Below are 17751 nucleotides of genomic sequence, written 5' to 3' on the forward strand. Positions count from 1 at the left end.
ATTGAAAAAACTCATCGAAGGGCGGGGAAAGGAAAAATTGTGAACATTGAGCCTGCTGCTGGCTCAAGAGGGTTGTTGCTCTTTAGGCCGCCATCGCGGGCAAGCCCGCTCCCACAGGTTGAACGCATTCCAACTGTGGGAGCGGGCTTGCCCGCGATGAAGGTGGTCCAGGCGCCAGAGATCTCAGGGCCAGATCAGACGACTTCCAGGCGAATCTTGTTCTGGCTCAACAACTGCACCAGCGCCGGCACCGGCTGCTGATCGGTGACCAGGCAATCAATCAAGCTGATCGGCCCCAGGCGAATCATGGCATTGCGCCCGAATTTGCTCGAGTCCGCCGCCAGGATCACCTTGCGTGCATTGGCAATGATCGCCTGGGAAACCCGCACTTCCTGGTAATCGAAGTCGAGCAGGCTGCCGTCCTCATCGATGCCGCTGATACCCACCAGGGCGAAGTCGACCTTGAACTGGTTGATGAAGTCCACGCTGGCCTGGCCCACCACGCCGCCGTCACGGCGCACATTGCCGCCAGTCAGCAGCACGTCGAAGTCGTCCTTGGCGCTGAGCATCATGGCAACGTTGAGGTTGTTGGTGATGATCTTCAGGTGGCTGTGGTTGAGCAGCGCCCGGGCGATGGATTCGGTGGTGGTGCCGATATTGATGAACAGCGAGGCATGATCGGGGATCTGTGCGGCAATGGCTTCGCCGATACGCTGTTTTTCATCGCGCATCTGGTCGGCACGCATGGCGTACTCGGTGTTTTCGACGCTGGAGTCATAGGCGGCGCCGCCGTGGTAGCGACGCAGCAGGTTGGCTTCGGCCAGTTGGTTGATGTCGCGGCGGATGGTTTGCGGGGTCACAACGAACAGCTGCGCCATTTCCTCGATACTGACGTAGCCGCGTTCGCGGACCAGTTCGAGGATTTGCTGCTGACGGGGAGGCAGATTCATGGGGCGTCCTTTGGGCTGCCGTACAAAAAAGTGGCCCATGATGACGCAGGAATCTGCTCCCTGCCAGTTACAACCCTAAGTGGGTCCGGCGCGTGGCTTATTCGGCGCCTTCGTGGGGTTCCCAGTCGCGGGTGCGGCTGACCGCTTTTTTCCAGCCGGCGTAGAGTTTTTCTTTGGCTGCCTCGTCCAGTTGCGGTTCGAATTCGCGCTCGATCACCGCCTTGCCACGCAATTCATCCAGGCTGCCCCAGAAACCACAGGCCAGGCCGGCCAGGTAGGCCGCGCCCAACGCCGTGGTCTCGCGCATTTGCGGGCGCTCGACCTGGGTGCCGAGGATATCGGCCTGGAACTGCATCAAGAAGTTATTGGCCACCGCACCGCCGTCCACCCGCAGGGATTTGAGGCGTTCGCCGGAGTCCTGCTGCATGGCGTCGAGCACGTCGCGGGTCTGGTAGGCAATCGACTCCAGGGCTGCACGAATAATGTGATCCACGCGTACGCCACGGGTCAGGCCGAACAGCGCGCCACGGGCATAGGGGTCCCAGTACGGAGCGCCCAGGCCGGTGAACGCCGGCACCAGGTATACGCCGTTGCTGTCCTTGACCTTGTTGGCGAAGTATTCGGTGTCGTGGGCGTCGTTGATGATCTTCAGCTCGTCGCGCAGCCACTGCACGGTGGAGCCGCCGTTGAACACCGCGCCTTCGAGTGCGTAGGCCACTTCGCCACGGGGGCCGCAGGCGATGGTGGTGAGCATGCCGTGCTGGGACTTGACGGCCTTGTCGCCGGTGTTCATCAGCAGGAAGCAGCCGGTGCCGTAGGTATTTTTCGCCTGGCCCGGCTCGACGCACATCTGGCCGAACAGAGCGGCCTGCTGGTCACCGGCAATGCCGCCGATGGCAATCCCGCTTTTGGTGCGGCCATAGATTTCTGAGGAGGACTTCACTTGCGGCAGCATTTCCCGCGGGATGTCCAGCACCTCGAGCATCTTCGCATCCCACTCCAGGGTGTGGATGTTGAAGAGCATGGTGCGCGAGGCGTTGGTGTAGTCGGTGACGTGGGTCTTGCCGCCGGTAAATTTCCAGATAAGCCAGCTGTCGATGGTGCCGAACAGCAGTTCGCCGTTGCGCGCGCGTTCGCGGCTGCCTTCGACGTTATCGAGGATCCACTTCAGCTTGGTGCCGGAGAAGTACGGGTCGGTGACCAGGCCGGTGGTGTCGCTGATGTATTGCTCATGGCCGTCGCGCTTGAGCTGCTGGCAGATCTCGGTGCTGCGTCGGCACTGCCAGACGATGGCGTTGTAGATCGGGCGGCCGGTGATCTTGTCCCAGACCACCGTGGTTTCACGCTGGTTGGTGATGCCGATGGCGGCAACCTGGTCGTGATGCAGGCCGGCTTGTGCCAGGGCCTCGACCATCACGGCACTTTGGGTGGCGAAGATTTCCATCGGGTCGTGCTCGACCCAGCCGGCTTGCGGGTAGTGCTGGACGAATTCGCGTTGGGCGGTGCACACCACGTTGGCGTCACGATCAAAGATGATCGCCCGGGAACTGGTGGTGCCCTGATCGAGGGCAATGATGTAGTTCTTATTCTGTGTGTCGGTCATGTCGATTGCCTTGGACGGAAAAAGGGAATGGGTAAGTAGCCTGGGCCGCAAAGGGGCAGAAGGGCCCAGGCTACCGCTTTCAGGAAGTTCGGGTGTTACCGCTGGCGGCGGTTTCGGCTGCATCAGTTGTAGCGGCTGTGGCGTTGGGCAGATGGCGGGCAATCAACCCGCGATAGGCCGCAGCGCCGAGGCAGGCACCGACAATCGGTGCAAAGATCGGAATCAGGAAATAAGGAATATCGCGCCCGCCGGTGAAGGCCATTTCACCCCAACCGGCGAAAAACGTCATCAGTTTAGGGCCGAAATCCCGTGCCGGGTTCATCGCAAACCCGGTCAGCGGGCCCATGGCGCTGCCGATCACCGCGATCAGTAAACCGATCAGCAGCGGGGCCAGCGGGCCACGGGGCAAGCCATTGTTGTCGTCGGTCAAGGCCATGATCACGCCCATGAGGATGGCGGTGATGACCATTTCCACCAGGAACGCCTGGGCTGTATTCAGCAAGGCGTGGGGGTAGGTAGAGAATACCGAGGCCAGCTCCAGGCTGGCTGCGGAGCCGCGGACCATCTGGTGAGTTTGTTCGTAATCGAAAAACAGGTTGCTGTAGAGCGTGTAGACCAGCGCGGCCGAGCAAAAGGCGCCGGCAACCTGGGCAATGATGTAGAAGGGCAGTTTGCGCTTGTCGAAATCGGCAAAGATGCATAGCGCGATACTGACGGCTGGATTGAGATGAGCCCCGGAAATGCCGGCGCTCAGGTAGATCGCCATGCTCACGCCGATCCCCCAGATGATGCTGATTTCCCACAAGCCAAAGCTGGCACCCGCGACCTTGAGCGCAGCGACACAGCCGGTGCCGAAGAAGATCAGCAGCGCGGTGCCGAGGAACTCGGCCATGCATTGGCTTGAAAGAGAAGGCTGTTGAAGAGCAGTTGTCATTGAAAACCTCGATTTTTTTTCTTGTCTGGCGCGGTGCCACAACGGGCGGTGCGCGATTTTCACCGTGACGAGGATCCCCATCCTGGTCACGGCTTACTGCTCGGACACTGTGGATAGATTCCTACAGTATTCGGAAACGAAAAAATATAGACAAGAAACACCGCTGTCAAAGGTCGAAAGTGAACGGTCGGTCATTTTCAAACTATTAACACGGTGAATGATCGCCGCAACAAGGCGACGCAATGGGCGGCGAGCGTGGCCAGGATCTGCGCGGATTCGTCGCACAGCGCCCTGCACTAGAGCGTTTTGCCTGGGTTTGTCCTAGAATCGGTGGCCTGCTTTTCCACGTTTCCCCCGAGCCTGGAGCCCCTATGACACCCGCATTGGACTTGTTGAAAAAAGTTCGCGCCGAACATCGTATCCACAGTTACGAACATGACCCCAAGGCCGCCTCTTATGGCCTGGAGGCCGCGGAGAAGTTGAGTCTCGACCCGGCGCGGGTGTTCAAGACCCTGCTCGCCAGCAGCGAAAAGAGCGAGTTATTGGTGGCGGTGGTGCCGGTCGTCGGAAGTCTGGATTTGAAGGCCCTGGCGCACGCGGCAGGGGTGAAGAAAGTCGAGATGGCCGACCCCGCGGCGGCGCAGCGTTCTACCGGCTATTTGTTGGGCGGGATCAGCCCGCTGGGGCAGAAGAAACGCTTGCGCACCTTCATCGATGAGAGCGCACAGCCTTTTGCGACAATTTTTGTCAGCGCGGGTAGGAGGGGCTTGGAAGTGGAGTTGGCGGCGGCGGTGTTGGCCGAGCAGACCCAGGGCAAATTCGCGCCGATTGGTCGGGCTTGAATTCAATAACGGTGGGATCAAATGTGGGAGCGAGCCTCTGTGGGAGCTGGCTTGCCTGCGATAGCATCACCTCGCTGTAGCTGACAGCCCGAGGCGCCTGCATCGCGGGCAAGCCAGGCTCCCACACAAGCCTGCACACATTTTGGATTCGGTTTCTTCAGCTGGCAGTGCTGTAGCGCCGCACGCCGGACTCCACCTGCGGAATCTGCGCCGCCGTGCTCCCCGAGGCCTGGAACAGCACCAGGTGTTCGGCCGCCACGCGGATCCCCACCTGCGCACCCACCTGATGATCGGCATGGCTGGGGAAAATCGATTCCAGCTGGGCGCCGGTCGGCAACTGTAAGCGGTACAAGGTCGAGGCACCCAGGAAGGTCTTGCCGACAATCTGCGCTTTCAAGGCGCTGTCCGGTGCATACACGATGTCATCCGGGCGCAGCAAAACGTCTACCGCAGAGCCAGTCGGCCAGGTATAGGCACGATTACCGCGCAACTCGCCCAACTCGGTGCTGACCGACTCCGGCGTGCTCAACTGGCCACGGATGAAATAACCCTGGCCAATAAAGCTCGCGACATAGGGTGTCAGCGGTTCGTGATATAGGTTGTAGGGCGTATCCCACTGCTCCAGCCGGCCTTCCTTGAACACGCCGACGTGATCGCTCACGGCAAACGCTTCTTCCTGGTCATGGGTGACCAGAATCGCACTGGTGCCACGCGCCTTGAGGATGTCGCGCACTTCATGGCTGAGCTTGCGCCGCAGCTCACCATCAAGGTTGGAGAAGGGTTCGTCCAACAGCAGCAATTGCGGCTCCGGCGCCAACGCACGGGCCAGGGCCACGCGCTGTTGCTGGCCACCAGACAGTTCGTGGGGGAAGCGCTTGCCCAGGTTCTTCAGGTTGACCAATTCCAGCAGCTCGGCGACCACTCGCTCTTTGTGCGGGTGTTTGCGAATGCCGAAGCCAATGTTGTCGGCCACGCAGAGGTGCGGAAACAGCGCGTAGTCCTGGAACACCATGCCAATGCGACGTTTCTCCGGGGCCAGGGTAAAGCCGGCGCTGGAGATCACTTCGCCGGCCAGGTTGATCTCACCTTCGTGCACCGGTTCGAACCCGGCAATCGCCCGCAGGGTAGTGGTTTTGCCGCAGCCCGAGGAGCCCAGCAGGCAACCGATATCGCCGGCGTTAAGGTGCAGGTTGAGGTTCTGCACCACCCGTTGGTCCTGATAGCCGCATGCCAGATTGCGTAGATTCAGCAGAAGTGGCTGGCTCATGCGTGGTGGTACGCCGGTGGGACCAGGAACTCCAGCAAGGCCTTCTGGGCGTGCAGGCGGTTTTCTGCCTGGTCCCAGGCGACGGAGCGCGAGTCGTCCAACAGGTCGAGGCTGATTTCTTCGCCGCGATGGGCCGGCAGGCAGTGCATGAACAGCACATCCGGCGCGGCGAGGTCGAGTAATTCACGGGTGACTTGATAAGGTGCGAACAGGGCCAAGCGCTTGGCGGTCTCGTCTTCCTGGCCCATGGAGGTCCAGACGTCGGTACTCACCAGGTGCGCGCCGATCACCGCGTCTTTCGGGTCGCGCACGATTTGTACGCGGGCGTCGGCCTTGGCCAGGAATTCGGCGCTCGGCTCATAGCCCTCGGGGCAGGCGATGCGCAGATGGAAGTCGAACTGGATCGCCGCTTCTATATAGCTGTTGCACATGTTGTTGCCATCGCCGATCCAGGCCACGGTCTTGCCCTGGATCGAGCCGCGATGTTCGAGGAACGTCTGCATATCGGCGAGCAACTGGCAGGGATGCAGGTCATCGGACAGGCCGTTGATCACCGGCACCCGCGAGTTGGCGGCAAATTCGGTGAGGGTGCTGTGGGCGAAGGTACGGATCATCACCGCATCGAGCATGCGCGACATGACGATGGCGCAATCGCTGATCGGCTCGCCACGGCCCAGTTGGGTGTCCCGTGGCGACAGGAAAATGGCCTGGCCGCCGAGCTGGATCATGCCGGCTTCGAAGGACAGGCGGGTACGGGTGGACGATTTCTCGAAAATCATCCCGAGTACGCGGTTTTTCAAAGGCTCGAACAGTACGCCGCGATTACGCAGGTCTTTAAGCTCAATGCCTCGACGGATCACGCTGACCAGCTCTTCGGGCGTGCAATCCATCAGGGAGAGAAAGTGCCTTGCGCTCATCATTAACTACCTTTTTGCAACAGACCGCAGATACTCAAAGCCTTGTTTATTGTGACAACGGGCGAGACCTGCGGCGAAAGCCGCACGGGGCGACGAAATAGGGGAAGGCGCGATATTGACACTAAATGTCGCGTCTTACCAATAGGCTACGGTTTTTTAGGGGTGTTCAAAGGGGCGGGAATTGCACTTTTGAGGCCTGTTTACGGACAGCAGCGGGTCATTTGTACACTGGCGCCGCGACCTTTTGCAATGTGTGATGGCGGCCCCGGGCCAGGTTGGGTCGGTTTCCTGGGCGGTGTGGGAGGTTTCTGAAACATTTGCTCATGCTTACCCATGGCCTGGCCTGATGCCCGTTGATTCACGGGGCGAACGTTGCTGGCGCCGCCGATGGGCGCGGCTCATAGTCGGGCCAAAGCCCTAATAAAGAGACTGGCCATGACCAAGACTCTCCATCACCGTGCCTGCCACCTGTGCGAAGCCATCTGCGGCCTGACCCTGGAAACCACCACCTCGGATGATGGCAGTATTGCCATCACCTCGATCAAGGGTGATGCACAGGACACCTTCAGCCGCGGCCATATCTGCCCCAAGGCCGTGGCCCTACAGGATATTCAGAACGATCCCGATCGCCTGCACCAACCCATGTTGCGGGTGGGCAGCGAATGGCAGCCGATCCCCTGGGACGAGGCCTTCGCCCTGGTGGCCGAACGGCTGGCGGGGATCCAGGCGCGGCATGGGCACAATGCGGTGGCGGTGTATCAGGGCAACCCCAGCGTGCATAACTATGGCTTGATGACCCACAGCAATTACTTCCTCGGGCAGTTGAAGACGCGCAACCGCTTCTCTGCGACATCGGTAGACCAGTTGCCCCATCACCTTTCCAGCCACCTGATGTACGGCCATGGCCTGTTGCTGCCCATCCCGGATATCGACCAGACCAACTTCATGCTGATCCTTGGCGGCAATCCACTGGCCTCCAATGGCAGCATCATGACCGTGCCGGACGTGGAGAAACGCCTGAAGGCCATTCAGGCACGTGGCGGCAAAGTGGTGGTGGTCGACCCCCGGCGCAGTGAGACGGCGGCCATGGCCGACCAGCATCTGTTTGTGCGCCCCGGTGGCGATGCGGCGTTGCTGTTTGGGTTACTCAACACATTGTTCAGCGAGCACCTGACCCGCGACAGCCACTTGCCGGTGGATGGCCTGGACGAGGTGCGCCGCGCTGTCGCGGGCTTTACCGCCGAGGCCATGAGCGCGCAATGCGCGGTGCCGGCCGAGCAGATTCGCCAGTTGGCGCGGGATTTTGCGGCGGCAGACAAGGCTGTCTGCTACGGGCGCATGGGGGTGTCGACCCAGGCGTTCGGTACCTTGTGCCACTGGCTGGTGCAGTTGATCAACCTAGTTACCGGCAATCTGGACCGGGTCGGCGGTGCCTTGTGCACTGAGCCTGCGGTAGACCTGGTGGCGGCCACGTCCGGCGGGCACTTCAATCGTTGGCAGAGCCGGGTGTCCGGGCGTCCCGAGTACAGTGGCGAGTTGCCGGTGTCGGCCCTGGCCGAAGAAATGCTCACCGAGGGCGAAGGACAAATCCGCGCACTGGTGACAGTGGCTGGCAATCCGGTGCTGTCCACGCCCAATGGGCGGCAACTCGAGCAGGCGCTGGACGGCCTGGAGTTCATGGTCAGTGTCGATCTGTATATCAACGAGACCACACGCTATGCCGACCTGATCCTGCCATCGACCTCGGCCCTGGAAAACGATCACTACGACACCACCTTCAACATGTTTGCAGTGCGCAACGTCACGCGCTTCAACCGGGCGATTCTGCCCAAGCCCGAGGGTGCACTGCACGACTGGGAGATTTTCGTCGGCCTGGCCCAAGCGTTTGCGGCCCGCACCGGCAACCCGCTCAAGCCGACCCTGGCGCCGGCGCAGATGATTGACCTGGGCCTGCGGGCGGGAGCCTATGGCGACGCCTCCACGCACAAGTTGTCAGTGGCGATGTTGGCCGAGCATCCCCACGGCCTGGACCTGGGGCCGCTGAAGGCCAACCTGGCCGCGCGCTTGAAAACCGCCAATGGTCGGGTGCAGGCGGCGCCAGCAGTGATCCTCGCGGACCTGGCGCGGTTTGCCGCATTGCCGTTGCCCAAGGTCGATGAGTTGCTGTTGATCGGCCGCCGGCACGTACGCAGCAATAATTCATGGATGCATAACTATCACCGGCTGGTGAAGGGCAAGCCGCGGCACCAGTTGCTGATGCACCCGGATGACTTAGCCAATCGCCAGCTCAGTGACGGGCAGCGTGTGCGGGTCAGTTCGCGGATCGGCATGATCGAGGTGCAAGTGCTGGCCAGCCTGGAGATGATGCCCGGCGTGGTCAGCCTGCCCCACGGTTGGGGTCATGATCGGCCGGGCGTGCACATGAACATTGCCAGCGCGCAGCCGGGGGCCAGTGCCAACGACCTGACGGATGAGCGGCAGTTGGATGAGTTGTCGGGCAACGCGGCATTGAATGGCGTGCCGGTGCAGGTCGCGGCGGCGTGACGCAGTGAGTCTGTCGGGGAGCCCGAGCACCACGCTGGGATTTTGCGTTACAATGCGCCACCGTGCCGACCTGTGAGTCGCAAAGTTCCAGCCGAGGTGTTCCATGGATATCATCGAAACGATTAAAGAGCAGATTGCTAACAACACCATTCTGCTTTACATGAAGGGCGCGCCGAATGCCCCGCAGTGCGGCTTCTCCGCGAAGGCCTCCCAGGCTGTCATGCAGTGTGGCGAAAAGTTCGCTTACGTCGATATCCTGCAAAACCCGGAAATCCGCGCCAATCTGCCCAAGTACGCCAACTGGCCTACTTTCCCACAACTGTGGGTGGCCGGTGAGCTGGTCGGCGGTAGCGACATCATCACCGAAATGGCGGCTGATGGTTCGTTGCAAGCGCTGATCAAGGATGCTGCTGAAAAAGCGGCGGCCAAGACCGAAGCGTAATCGGCGCGCAATAAAAAGCCCCGCTTCTCATTCGAGAGCGGGGCTTTTTTGTGCCTGATGTTTACCGGCAGGCGATGGGTTATTCACCCATTTGCGATTGCAGGTAGTTCTCCAGGGTCACTTTGTCGATCAGGCCAACTTGGGTTTCCAGCCAGTCGATATGTTCTTCCTGGTCTTCGAGGATGTCTTCCAGCAGTTCGCGGCTGCCGAAGTCGCCCTTGGTTTCGCAATGGGCGATGGCGGCCTTGAGGTCGGCATGGCTCTTGCGTTCGAAGCCCAGGTCGCTGTTGAGCATTTCCAGGGTGTGCTCGCCGATGTTCAGCTTGCCCAGGTCCTGGACGTTCGGCAGGCCTTCGAGGAACAGGATGCGCTTGATCAGCGCGTCTGCGTCCTTCATGGCCTTGATCGATTCCTTGTACTCACGCTTGCCGAGCTTTTCCAGACCCCAATCGTCATACATGCGTGCATGCAGGAAGTACTGATTGATCGCGACCAGTTCATTGGCAAGGATTTTGTTGAGTTGCTGGATGACTGAAATGTCGCCTTTCATGATTGGGGTCCTGCCCTGTGTTCGTTGTATATAGGGCGGAGTTTGAGCTGCGCAATTACTGGTGTCAAACCTAAGTTATTGAATAATAAATGAAAATTAATCGGAATAAGAATGTTTGTGTTCCGCGTCTTGGCCCTAACTATTTGAATTACAGGCATAAAAAAACCGGACACTAAGTCCGGTTCTTTAAAATAGGCTGTTTCAGGCGTGTGTAAATTCTGCCGAGTAGGGGATCGCCGCCTGGGCTACCTGCAGTTTTGTCAGGGTTTCCCGTACCACTTGCTTGGCAAGGCAGGCACATTTGCCACATTGGCTGGCAACGCCGGTGGTTTCACGCACTTCCTTGTAGCTGCAGCAACCTTCATAGATCGCTTCGCGGATTTGTCCGTCGGTGACGCCAGTGCAGAGGCAGACATACATAAGGGAGAACCATCGCGGTTTAAGGCTTAAGTGCGATGGATCTTAATGTTAACGAGAATGATTGTCAAAGTGCTTTCTCAAACCGTTGCCCGCCCTGGCCCCCACACTGACGAACGGCTTTTTTCAGGTATGATGGTCGGTCTTTACGAAGCGTGATCGCGTCACAGGCCTGTCGTCAATTCGCGGCAGACTCAAGGGCGGTCCATTTACTTCAATTACCATCAGGAGATAACCAATGAGCGTACTCGTCGGCAAACAAGCCCCGGATTTCGACGTCCCAGCCGTCCTCGGCAATGGCGAAATCGTTGACAGCTTCAAGCTGTCTGAAGCCATCAAAGGCAAATACGGCCTGGTGTTCTTCTATCCGCTGGACTTCACCTTCGTCTGCCCGTCCGAGCTGATCGCCCTGGATCACCGCATGGACGATTTCAAGGCGCGTAACGTTGAAGTGGTCGCCGTTTCCATCGACTCCCATTTCACCCACAACGCCTGGCGCAACACCGCTATCAATGATGGCGGCATCGGCAAAGTCAAATACACCATGGCTGCCGACATGAAGCACGACATCGCCAAGGCCTACGACGTTGAGTCCGAAGGCGGCGTGGCTTTCCGTGGCGCGTTCCTGATCGACGACAAGGGCGTTGTGCGCTCGCAGATCATCAACGACCTGCCGCTGGGCCGTAACATGGAAGAGCTGATCCGCCTGGTCGACGCTCTGCAATTCCACGAAGAGCACGGCGAAGTCTGCCCAGCCAACTGGAAAAAAGGCGACAAAGGCATGAACGCTTCGCCAGCAGGCGTTGCGGCTTACCTGACCGAGAACGCTGGCAAGCTGTAAGCCAGGTTCGCGGTGAAAAAAAACCGGCCTGAGAGGGCCGGTTTTTTTATGCGTGGGATTTGGCGATTCAATCAGTCGCTGAAATCTTCCCAGCCGCCCATCTGCTTCCAGCGGTTGACGATGCCGCAGAACAGATCGGCAGTCTTCTCGGTGTCGTAGCGAGCTGAGTGGGCCTCGCGACCGTCGAAGTCGATACCGGCTGCCTGGCACGCCTTGGCCAGTACGGTCTGGCCATAAGCCAGGCCAGCCAGGGTGGCCGTGTCAAAGCTGGAGAACGGGTGAAACGGGTTGCGCTTCATGTCCAGGCGCGCCACGGCGGCGTTGAGGAAGCCCAGGTCGAAGCTGCTGTTGTGGCCGACCAGGATCGCGCGTTTGCAGCCGTTGGCCTTCAAGGCCTTGCGTACGCCACGGAAGATATCGGTCAATGCCGCTTCTTCGCTAACGGCCATGCGCAACGGATGGTCGAGCTTGATCCCGGTGAATTCCAGGGCTGCGGCTTCGATGTTGGCGCCTTCAAACGGCTCGACGCGGAAGAAATGGGTGTGTTCTGGATACACAAAGCCCTGTTCGTCCATGCCGATGGTGGTTGCTGCAATTTCCAGCAGCGCATCGGTAGCGCAATTGAAGCCGCCGGTTTCTACGTCGATAACGACAGGCAGATAGCCGCGAAAACGCTCGGCCATCGGATGGCGCGAACCGCCGCCACCGTGTTCCTGTTCGTCGTCGTAATGGTCTTCACTCACTTGTGTTCCTCCAGCAGGCGCCAGCGCAGTGTTTCACCGGCGCGCAGCGGGATAACGGTCAGCTCGCCAAATGGCAGGCTGGTGGGGGCGGTCCAGTCTTCACGGACCAGGGTAATACGGTCGGTATTCGCCGGCAGGCCGTAGAAACGCGGGCCATTGAGGCTGGCGAAAGCCTCGAGTTTGTCCAGGGCGTTACGCGCCTCGAAGGCCTCGGCGTACAGCTCGATCGCCGCATAAGCGGTGTAGCAGCCGGCACAGCCGCAGGCCGCTTCCTTGGCGTGCTGGGCGTGGGGCGCCGAGTCGGTGCCGAGGAAGAACTTCGCACTGCCACTGGTAGCCGCATCGAGCAACGCCACCTGGTGGGTGTTGCGCTTGAGGATCGGCAGGCAATAGAAGTGCGGCCGGATCCCGCCCACCAGCATGTGGTTGCGGTTGTACAGCAGGTGATGCGCGGTGATGGTCGCGCCGACGTTGGCCGACGCCTCGGTGACGAACTGCACGGCGTCTGCGGTGGTGATGTGCTCGAACACCACCTTGAGGGTCGGGAACAGCTCGACCACACGGCGCATGTGTTCGTCGATGAAGATCTTCTCGCGATCGAACACATCGACATCGCCACGGGTGACTTCACCGTGGATCAGCAGCGGCATGCCCACTTCGGCCATGGCTTCGATGGCGGGCAGGATCTTGTCGATACTGGTCACGCCGGAGTCGGAGTTGGTCGTGGCGCCGGCCGGATACAGCTTGGCGGCGTGTACGAAACCGCTGGCCTTGGCCTCGCGGATTTCGGCGGGCTGGGTGCGGTCGGTCAGGTAGAGCACCATCAACGGTTCGAAGCGGCTGCCGGCCGGCCGCGCAGCGAGGATGCGCTGGCGATAGGCGTCGGCTTCTGCGGCATTGCGCACCGGAGGTACCAGGTTAGGCATGATGATGGCGCGGCCAAACGTGCGCGCAACATCGGCCACGGTTTGGGGCAACGCAGCACCATCGCGAAGATGAATATGCCAGTCGTCGGGACGCAGCAGGGTCAGGCGGTCGGACATTGGGGATTCCAGGCGGGTCAATCTGGTGGGAATGCTACCGGAAAAGACTCTTGCAGGCACTCGCTATCAAGTTTTGCAGGACGCGACCGATATCCCTGGGTATGCCTTAACGATGTATGACGCCTTGTTGTGTTGTAGAAACCAGTGGAGCCGCCCGTGCGCCAGCAATATCTAGCCCTGCTCAGCGTGTTCGCCAGCCTGCCTGCGATGGCCCTGACGTTCCAGACGCGCCTGGAAAATATTGAGTGGAAGGTGGAAGGCGACAAGTTCGAGTGCCGCTTGAGCCAGCCGATCGCCGATTTTGGTTCGGGTGAGTTCGTGCGCCGGGCCGGCGAGCAGGCGACATTTCGTTTGAAAGCCTACAACGGTGCGTTGGGCGTCGGCTCTGCAACACTATTGGCGGCGGCCGCGCCGTGGCAGCCTGGGCGCGGTGATATCAACCTCGGCGCCGTGCGGGCCGGCAGTGGTGATGTGCTGTTCAACAGTTCCCAGGCCCAGGCCGGGCGCCTGTTCAATGGCTTGCTCGATGGCCGCAGCCCGACCGTGCGCCACTATTCGCGGGATGGCGGTTATTCGGAGATCCGCCTGCTGCCGGTACGCTTTAACAAGGCCTACAGCGACTACCAGTTGTGTACCGCGAAGTTGCTGCCGATGAACTTCGAGCAGGTCAAGCAGGCTGAAGTCGGCTTTCCGGGCGGCGGCATCGACCTGGACCCGGCCGCCAAGGCCAAGTTGATGGTGATGCTTGAGTTCATCAAGGCCGATCCTACGGTCAACCATATCGAGCTGGACGGCCACTCGGACAACAGCGGCAACCGCCTGACCAATCGTGACCTGTCCCGACGCCGGGGCTTGGCCGTGATGGACTTCTTCAAGGCCAATGGCATTCCCGAATCGCAGATCGTCCTGCGCTTCCACGGTGAACGTTATCCCTTGGTACCCAATACCAATCCGGCCAACCGGGCGAAGAACCGACGGGTGAATATCCACCTCGACCGCGTGCCTGCCCCTGAAAAACCGGCGCCTCAGGCTGCGGGCCCGGCGAATGCGGCAGCGACCTCTTAGGTGCGGCCATTCGTCGCTCGCCCGACATAATCTGTCGCTTTATCTTCATTTGCTGTCGCGCCCCTGTAATTTCACGGTTTTGATCGGTAGAATCGACGCCTTTCCGTAAAACCCCGTGGAGTGATGGCATGGCCGACGTAAACAAGGTCGTTCTCGCGTATTCCGGCGGCCTGGACACTTCGGTGATCCTCAAGTGGCTGCAGGATACTTATAACTGTGAAGTGGTGACCTTTACCGCTGACCTGGGTCAGGGCGAAGAGGTCGAACCTGCACGAGCCAAGGCGCAAGCCATGGGCGTCAAAGAGATCTACATTGACGACCTGCGCGAAGAATTCGTCCGCGATTTCGTTTTCCCGATGTTTCGCGCCAACACCGTCTACGAAGGCGAGTACCTGCTGGGTACTTCCATCGCACGTCCTCTGATCGCCAAGCGCCTGATCGAAATTGCCAATGAAACCGGCGCAGACGCCATTTCCCATGGTGCCACCGGCAAGGGCAACGACCAGGTGCGTTTCGAACTGGGCGCCTATGCCTTGAAGCCAGGCGTGAAAGTGATTGCTCCTTGGCGTGAGTGGGACCTGCTGTCCCGTGAAAAGCTGATGGATTACGCTGAAAAGCACGCCATCCCGATCGAGCGCCACGGTAAGAAAAAGTCCCCGTACTCGATGGATGCCAACCTCCTGCACATCTCCTATGAAGGCGGCGTACTGGAAGACACCTGGACCGAGCACGAAGAAGACATGTGGAAATGGACCGTCTCCCCGGAGAACGCTCCTGACAAGCCGCAATACCTGGAACTGACCTACCGCAACGGCGACATCGTTGCGCTGGACGGTGTCGAAATGACTCCGGCCACCGTACTGGCGACCCTGAACCGTATCGGTGGCGAGCACGGTATCGGTCGTCTGGATATCGTCGAAAACCGCTACGTGGGCATGAAGTCCCGTGGCTGCTACGAAACCCCGGGTGGCACCATCATGCTGCGCGCTCACCGCGCCATCGAGTCCATCACCTTGGACCGTGAAGTAGCTCATCTCAAGGACGAGCTGATGCCCAAGTACGCCAGCCTGATCTACACCGGCTACTGGTGGAGCCCTGAGCGCCTGATGCTGCAACAGATGATCGACGCGTCCCAGGTCCATGTGAACGGCGTTGTGCGCCTGAAGCTGTACAAGGGCAACGTGATTGTCACCGGTCGCAAGTCCGATGAGTCGCTGTTCGACGCCAACATCGCGACCTTTGAAGAAGATGGCGGCGCCTACAACCAGGCCGACGCCGCTGGCTTCATCAAGCTCAACGCTCTGCGCATGCGCATTGCGGCCAACAAGGGCCGCAAGTTGTTCTGATGTCGTCCAGGCTGGATAAAAAGTGGTCCCTCGAATGAGGGGCCATTTTTTTTGACTGTAATTTTGGGCGTCGTTGTTTAATCATGTTTAATGTTTTTTCTGGTGTTGAGGGTGTTGCTGTTTATTATGGGTTGCTTGTGATTTTTGTATCTGGAAGTTGGTAGGTTAACCGTATATGAGTATTTATGTTTAAATTCATTCGGTTAATTAGTAGGACGGATCAGGTATCTGGTTTTATCTTAAGAATTATCTGTCAGATGGTTCGGTACATGGTTAGTAGTGAATTTTTCCATGGAACTTTTCCGAGAGGTGTTTTTCTGTATTGGTCCCTCCCGGTACAACCCTGGCAAGGGGCATTTCCTGAAAGTGGCGTGCGTCGTGTTTACTTTTGCTGGTTTGGCAGGCGTTTTTTTGCTCAAAATATGTTTGCTCACGGAAAGTTCTGAAAGGCCAAACAATAACCCACACATCCATATAGGCGTTTTTTTGTAGGCCTATTCTCATAACTTTGTGGGTTGGGTCTCTGCTTGTCGTTACTTGGGGGGGAGTGCTATGCCAAGGAGGAAACGACTAGGCTATTGTGCTGGTTCTGAATAATTCGAACAGCGAAATTGGACTTGCCCATGAATAAAGTGCTGATCGTGGATGATCATCCCGTCATTCGCCTTGCTGTACGCATGCTAATGGAACGTCATGGTTATGAGGTCGTTGCAGAGACCGATAACGGAGTCGACGCGTTGCAACTAGCGCGGGAGCATATGCCGGATATTGTCATCCTGGATATTGGAATCCCCAAACTTGACGGTTTGGAAGTTATTTGTCGCCTGTCTTCCACCAAGCAGGCGCAACCCTTCAAGGTATTGGTGTTGACGTCGCAGGCGCCTGGCCACTTCTCCATGCGCTGCATGCACGCGGGCGCGGCTGGCTACGTGTGCAAGCAACAGGATCTGACCGAGTTGCTGAGCGCGATCAAGGCGGTGCTGTCCGGCTACAGCTACTTTCCCAACCAGGCACTCAACTCGGTGCGTTCCAGCCAGGGTAATACCTGCGAAGCCGACATGGTCGAGCGGCTTTCAGGCCGGGAGATGATGGTGCTGCAGCAACTGGCCCAGGGGAAGACCAACAAAGAGATCGCTGATGGCATGTTCCTCAGCAACAAGACTGTGAGTACGTACAAGACGCGCTTGCTGCTCAAGCTCAACGCCCGGTCCCTGGTGGACCTGATCGAGCTTGCCCAGCGTAACGGCCTGGTTTAAGAAGCAGGGAGCAACAGGCAGAAAAAAGCCTCCATGGCGGAGGCTTCTGTGTGATCGTTTGGCTAGAGATCGAAATCGTAATCGGCCAACTGTTTTTGCAAGCGTCGCTCTTCCAGAAGGTTGTCGATGGTGCGGCGTTTGCTCAAATTGGTCTTGGCAACTTCTACAGGCGCCTCGGCTGCCTCGTCCGTGTCTGCGGCCACAAAGTCTTCTTCTACATCCAGTTGTTCTTTGCCAGTGCTCATAAGGTTAACTCCAGGCTAAGACTGCCGTTGGCGCTCCTTATATCGACAATCGTGCACCGGGTAAAAAAGATTTTTTCAATCGACTGATCAATAAAACCAATGATTGCTCAATCGTCCGACGTCTTTTCCTTGTATTCGCACAAGTCTTCGATGCGGCAGCTGCCACAGCGCGGCTTGCGGGCCTGACACACATACCGACCGTGCAGGATCAGCCAGTGGTGGGAGTCGAGCAGGTAAGGCTTCGGCACAAACTTCATCAATTGCTTTTCGACCTCCACCACATTCTTGCCCGGCGCGATTCCCGTGCGGTTGCTGACACGGAAAATATGGGTGTCCACCGCCATGGTCAATTGGCGAAACGCCGTATTGAGCACCACATTGGCCGTCTTGCGGCCAACGCCGGGCAGGGCTTCAAGTGCTTCGCGGGTCTCTGGCACTTCACCGTCATGCAACTCGACCAGTAGTCGGCAGGTTTCAATGACGTTTTTCGCCTTGCTGTTGTACAGGCCAATGGTCTTGATGTACTGCGACAACCCTTCGACCCCCAGGGCATGGATCGCAGCCGGGGTGTTGGCCACGGGAAACAGCTTGGCCGTGGCCTTGTTGACGCCCACATCCGTCGATTGCGCAGACAGGATCACGGCAATCAGCAACTCGAACGGCGATGAGTAGGCCAGTTCGGTCTTGGGCTCGGGGTTGTCCTCGTGAAACCGACGAAAGATCTCCAGGCGTTTTGCGGCGTTCAT

The 17751-nt window shown here is 59.0% G+C and carries 18 protein-coding genes; 7 read left to right on the forward strand and 11 right to left on the reverse strand.

Annotated features, from left to right (window positions below; all coding sequences use genetic code 11):
• Positions 1-194 precede the first annotated feature (194 nt).
• From HBO19_RS01985 to HBO19_RS01995, 3 genes are all read right to left on the reverse strand, one after another.
• The gene (locus tag HBO19_RS01985) at positions 195-950 is read right to left on the reverse strand and encodes a DeoR/GlpR family transcriptional regulator (RefSeq protein ID WP_038443004.1); all 756 of its coding nucleotides are present in this window, start codon (positions 948-950) and stop codon (positions 195-197) included.
• A 97-nt stretch (positions 951-1047) separates the two neighbouring features.
• A complete protein-coding gene (gene glpK / locus HBO19_RS01990) occupies positions 1048-2553 on the reverse strand; it encodes a glycerol kinase GlpK (RefSeq protein WP_169954452.1) in 1506 nt (501 codons plus the stop codon).
• A gap of 79 nt (positions 2554-2632) precedes the next feature.
• A complete protein-coding gene (locus HBO19_RS01995) occupies positions 2633-3487 on the reverse strand; it encodes an MIP/aquaporin family protein (protein ID WP_169954451.1) in 855 nt (284 codons plus the stop codon).
• Between the two features lie 371 nt (positions 3488-3858).
• Between HBO19_RS01995 and ybaK the strand changes: the two genes are divergently transcribed.
• The gene (ybaK, locus tag HBO19_RS02000) at positions 3859-4329 is read left to right on the forward strand and encodes a Cys-tRNA(Pro) deacylase (protein ID WP_170041832.1); all 471 of its coding nucleotides are present in this window, start codon (positions 3859-3861) and stop codon (positions 4327-4329) included.
• A 157-nt stretch (positions 4330-4486) separates the two neighbouring features.
• Here ybaK and HBO19_RS02005 read toward each other — a convergent pair whose 3' ends face one another.
• Both HBO19_RS02005 and argF read right to left on the reverse strand, forming a co-directional pair.
• The gene (locus HBO19_RS02005; RefSeq protein ID WP_169954449.1) at positions 4487-5596 is read right to left on the reverse strand and encodes an ABC transporter ATP-binding protein; all 1110 of its coding nucleotides are present in this window, start codon (positions 5594-5596) and stop codon (positions 4487-4489) included.
• A complete protein-coding gene (argF, locus tag HBO19_RS02010; protein WP_169954448.1) occupies positions 5593-6513 on the reverse strand; it encodes an ornithine carbamoyltransferase in 921 nt (306 codons plus the stop codon). Before argF ends, HBO19_RS02005 begins: the two co-directional genes overlap by 4 nt.
• Positions 6514-6948: 435 nt before the next feature.
• On the opposite strand from argF, the gene HBO19_RS02015 reads away from it, so the two are divergent.
• The gene (locus HBO19_RS02015; RefSeq protein WP_170041833.1) at positions 6949-9057 is read left to right on the forward strand and encodes a molybdopterin oxidoreductase family protein; all 2109 of its coding nucleotides are present in this window, start codon (positions 6949-6951) and stop codon (positions 9055-9057) included.
• 103 nt (positions 9058-9160) lie between these two features.
• Entirely contained in the window at positions 9161-9499 is a 339-nt protein-coding gene (gene grxD, locus HBO19_RS02020; protein WP_032858447.1) for a Grx4 family monothiol glutaredoxin, read from the forward strand.
• A 79-nt stretch (positions 9500-9578) separates the two neighbouring features.
• Here grxD and bfr read toward each other — a convergent pair whose 3' ends face one another.
• Together bfr and HBO19_RS02030 are read right to left on the reverse strand one after the other, a co-directional pair.
• Complete coding sequence (bfr, locus tag HBO19_RS02025) at positions 9579-10049, reverse strand: bacterioferritin (protein WP_038442996.1); 471 nt, start codon at positions 10047-10049, stop codon at positions 9579-9581.
• Between the two features lie 201 nt (positions 10050-10250).
• On the reverse strand, positions 10251-10469 hold the full coding sequence (locus HBO19_RS02030; RefSeq protein ID WP_038442994.1) for a bacterioferritin-associated ferredoxin: 219 nt from the start codon (positions 10467-10469) through the stop codon (positions 10251-10253).
• Positions 10470-10704: 235 nt separating this feature from the next.
• On the opposite strand from HBO19_RS02030, the gene HBO19_RS02035 reads away from it, so the two are divergent.
• Positions 10705-11307, forward strand: coding sequence for a peroxiredoxin (locus HBO19_RS02035; RefSeq protein WP_032858443.1), 603 nt, complete (start codon positions 10705-10707; stop codon positions 11305-11307).
• A 71-nt stretch (positions 11308-11378) separates the two neighbouring features.
• On the opposite strand, the gene rnt is transcribed toward HBO19_RS02035, so the two are convergent.
• Both rnt and pyrC read right to left on the reverse strand, forming a co-directional pair.
• Complete coding sequence (gene rnt / locus HBO19_RS02040) at positions 11379-12050, reverse strand: ribonuclease T (RefSeq protein WP_029295237.1); 672 nt, start codon at positions 12048-12050, stop codon at positions 11379-11381.
• The gene (gene pyrC, locus HBO19_RS02045) at positions 12047-13093 is read right to left on the reverse strand and encodes a dihydroorotase (protein ID WP_032858441.1); all 1047 of its coding nucleotides are present in this window, start codon (positions 13091-13093) and stop codon (positions 12047-12049) included. The genes rnt and pyrC overlap by 4 nt, the downstream gene beginning before the upstream one ends.
• A 156-nt stretch (positions 13094-13249) precedes the next feature.
• Here pyrC and HBO19_RS02050 point away from each other — a divergent pair, with 156 nt between their 5' ends.
• The 3 genes from HBO19_RS02050 to HBO19_RS02060 all read left to right on the forward strand — a co-directional run bounded on the left by HBO19_RS02050 (position 13250) and on the right by HBO19_RS02060 (position 16760).
• Positions 13250-14158 (forward strand): OmpA family protein, encoded by a 909-nt coding sequence (locus HBO19_RS02050; RefSeq protein ID WP_169954445.1) that lies wholly within the window; start codon positions 13250-13252, stop codon positions 14156-14158.
• A gap of 128 nt (positions 14159-14286) precedes the next feature.
• Complete coding sequence (locus HBO19_RS02055) at positions 14287-15504, forward strand: argininosuccinate synthase (protein ID WP_029295244.1); 1218 nt, start codon at positions 14287-14289, stop codon at positions 15502-15504.
• Between the two features lie 623 nt (positions 15505-16127).
• Complete coding sequence (locus tag HBO19_RS02060) at positions 16128-16760, forward strand: response regulator transcription factor (protein WP_169954444.1); 633 nt, start codon at positions 16128-16130, stop codon at positions 16758-16760.
• Positions 16761-16822: 62 nt separating this feature from the next.
• On the opposite strand, the gene HBO19_RS02065 is transcribed toward HBO19_RS02060, so the two are convergent.
• Together HBO19_RS02065 and nth are read right to left on the reverse strand one after the other, a co-directional pair.
• Positions 16823-17005 (reverse strand): hypothetical protein, encoded by a 183-nt coding sequence (locus tag HBO19_RS02065; RefSeq protein WP_169954443.1) that lies wholly within the window; start codon positions 17003-17005, stop codon positions 16823-16825.
• A gap of 107 nt (positions 17006-17112) precedes the next feature.
• A complete protein-coding gene (gene nth / locus HBO19_RS02070; RefSeq protein ID WP_170041834.1) occupies positions 17113-17751 on the reverse strand; it encodes an endonuclease III in 639 nt (212 codons plus the stop codon).

Origin of the sequence: Pseudomonas sp. WS 5021 (assembly GCF_012985535.1) — a bacterium.
In the GTDB taxonomy this organism is placed as follows: Bacteria; Pseudomonadota; Gammaproteobacteria; order Pseudomonadales; family Pseudomonadaceae; genus Aquipseudomonas.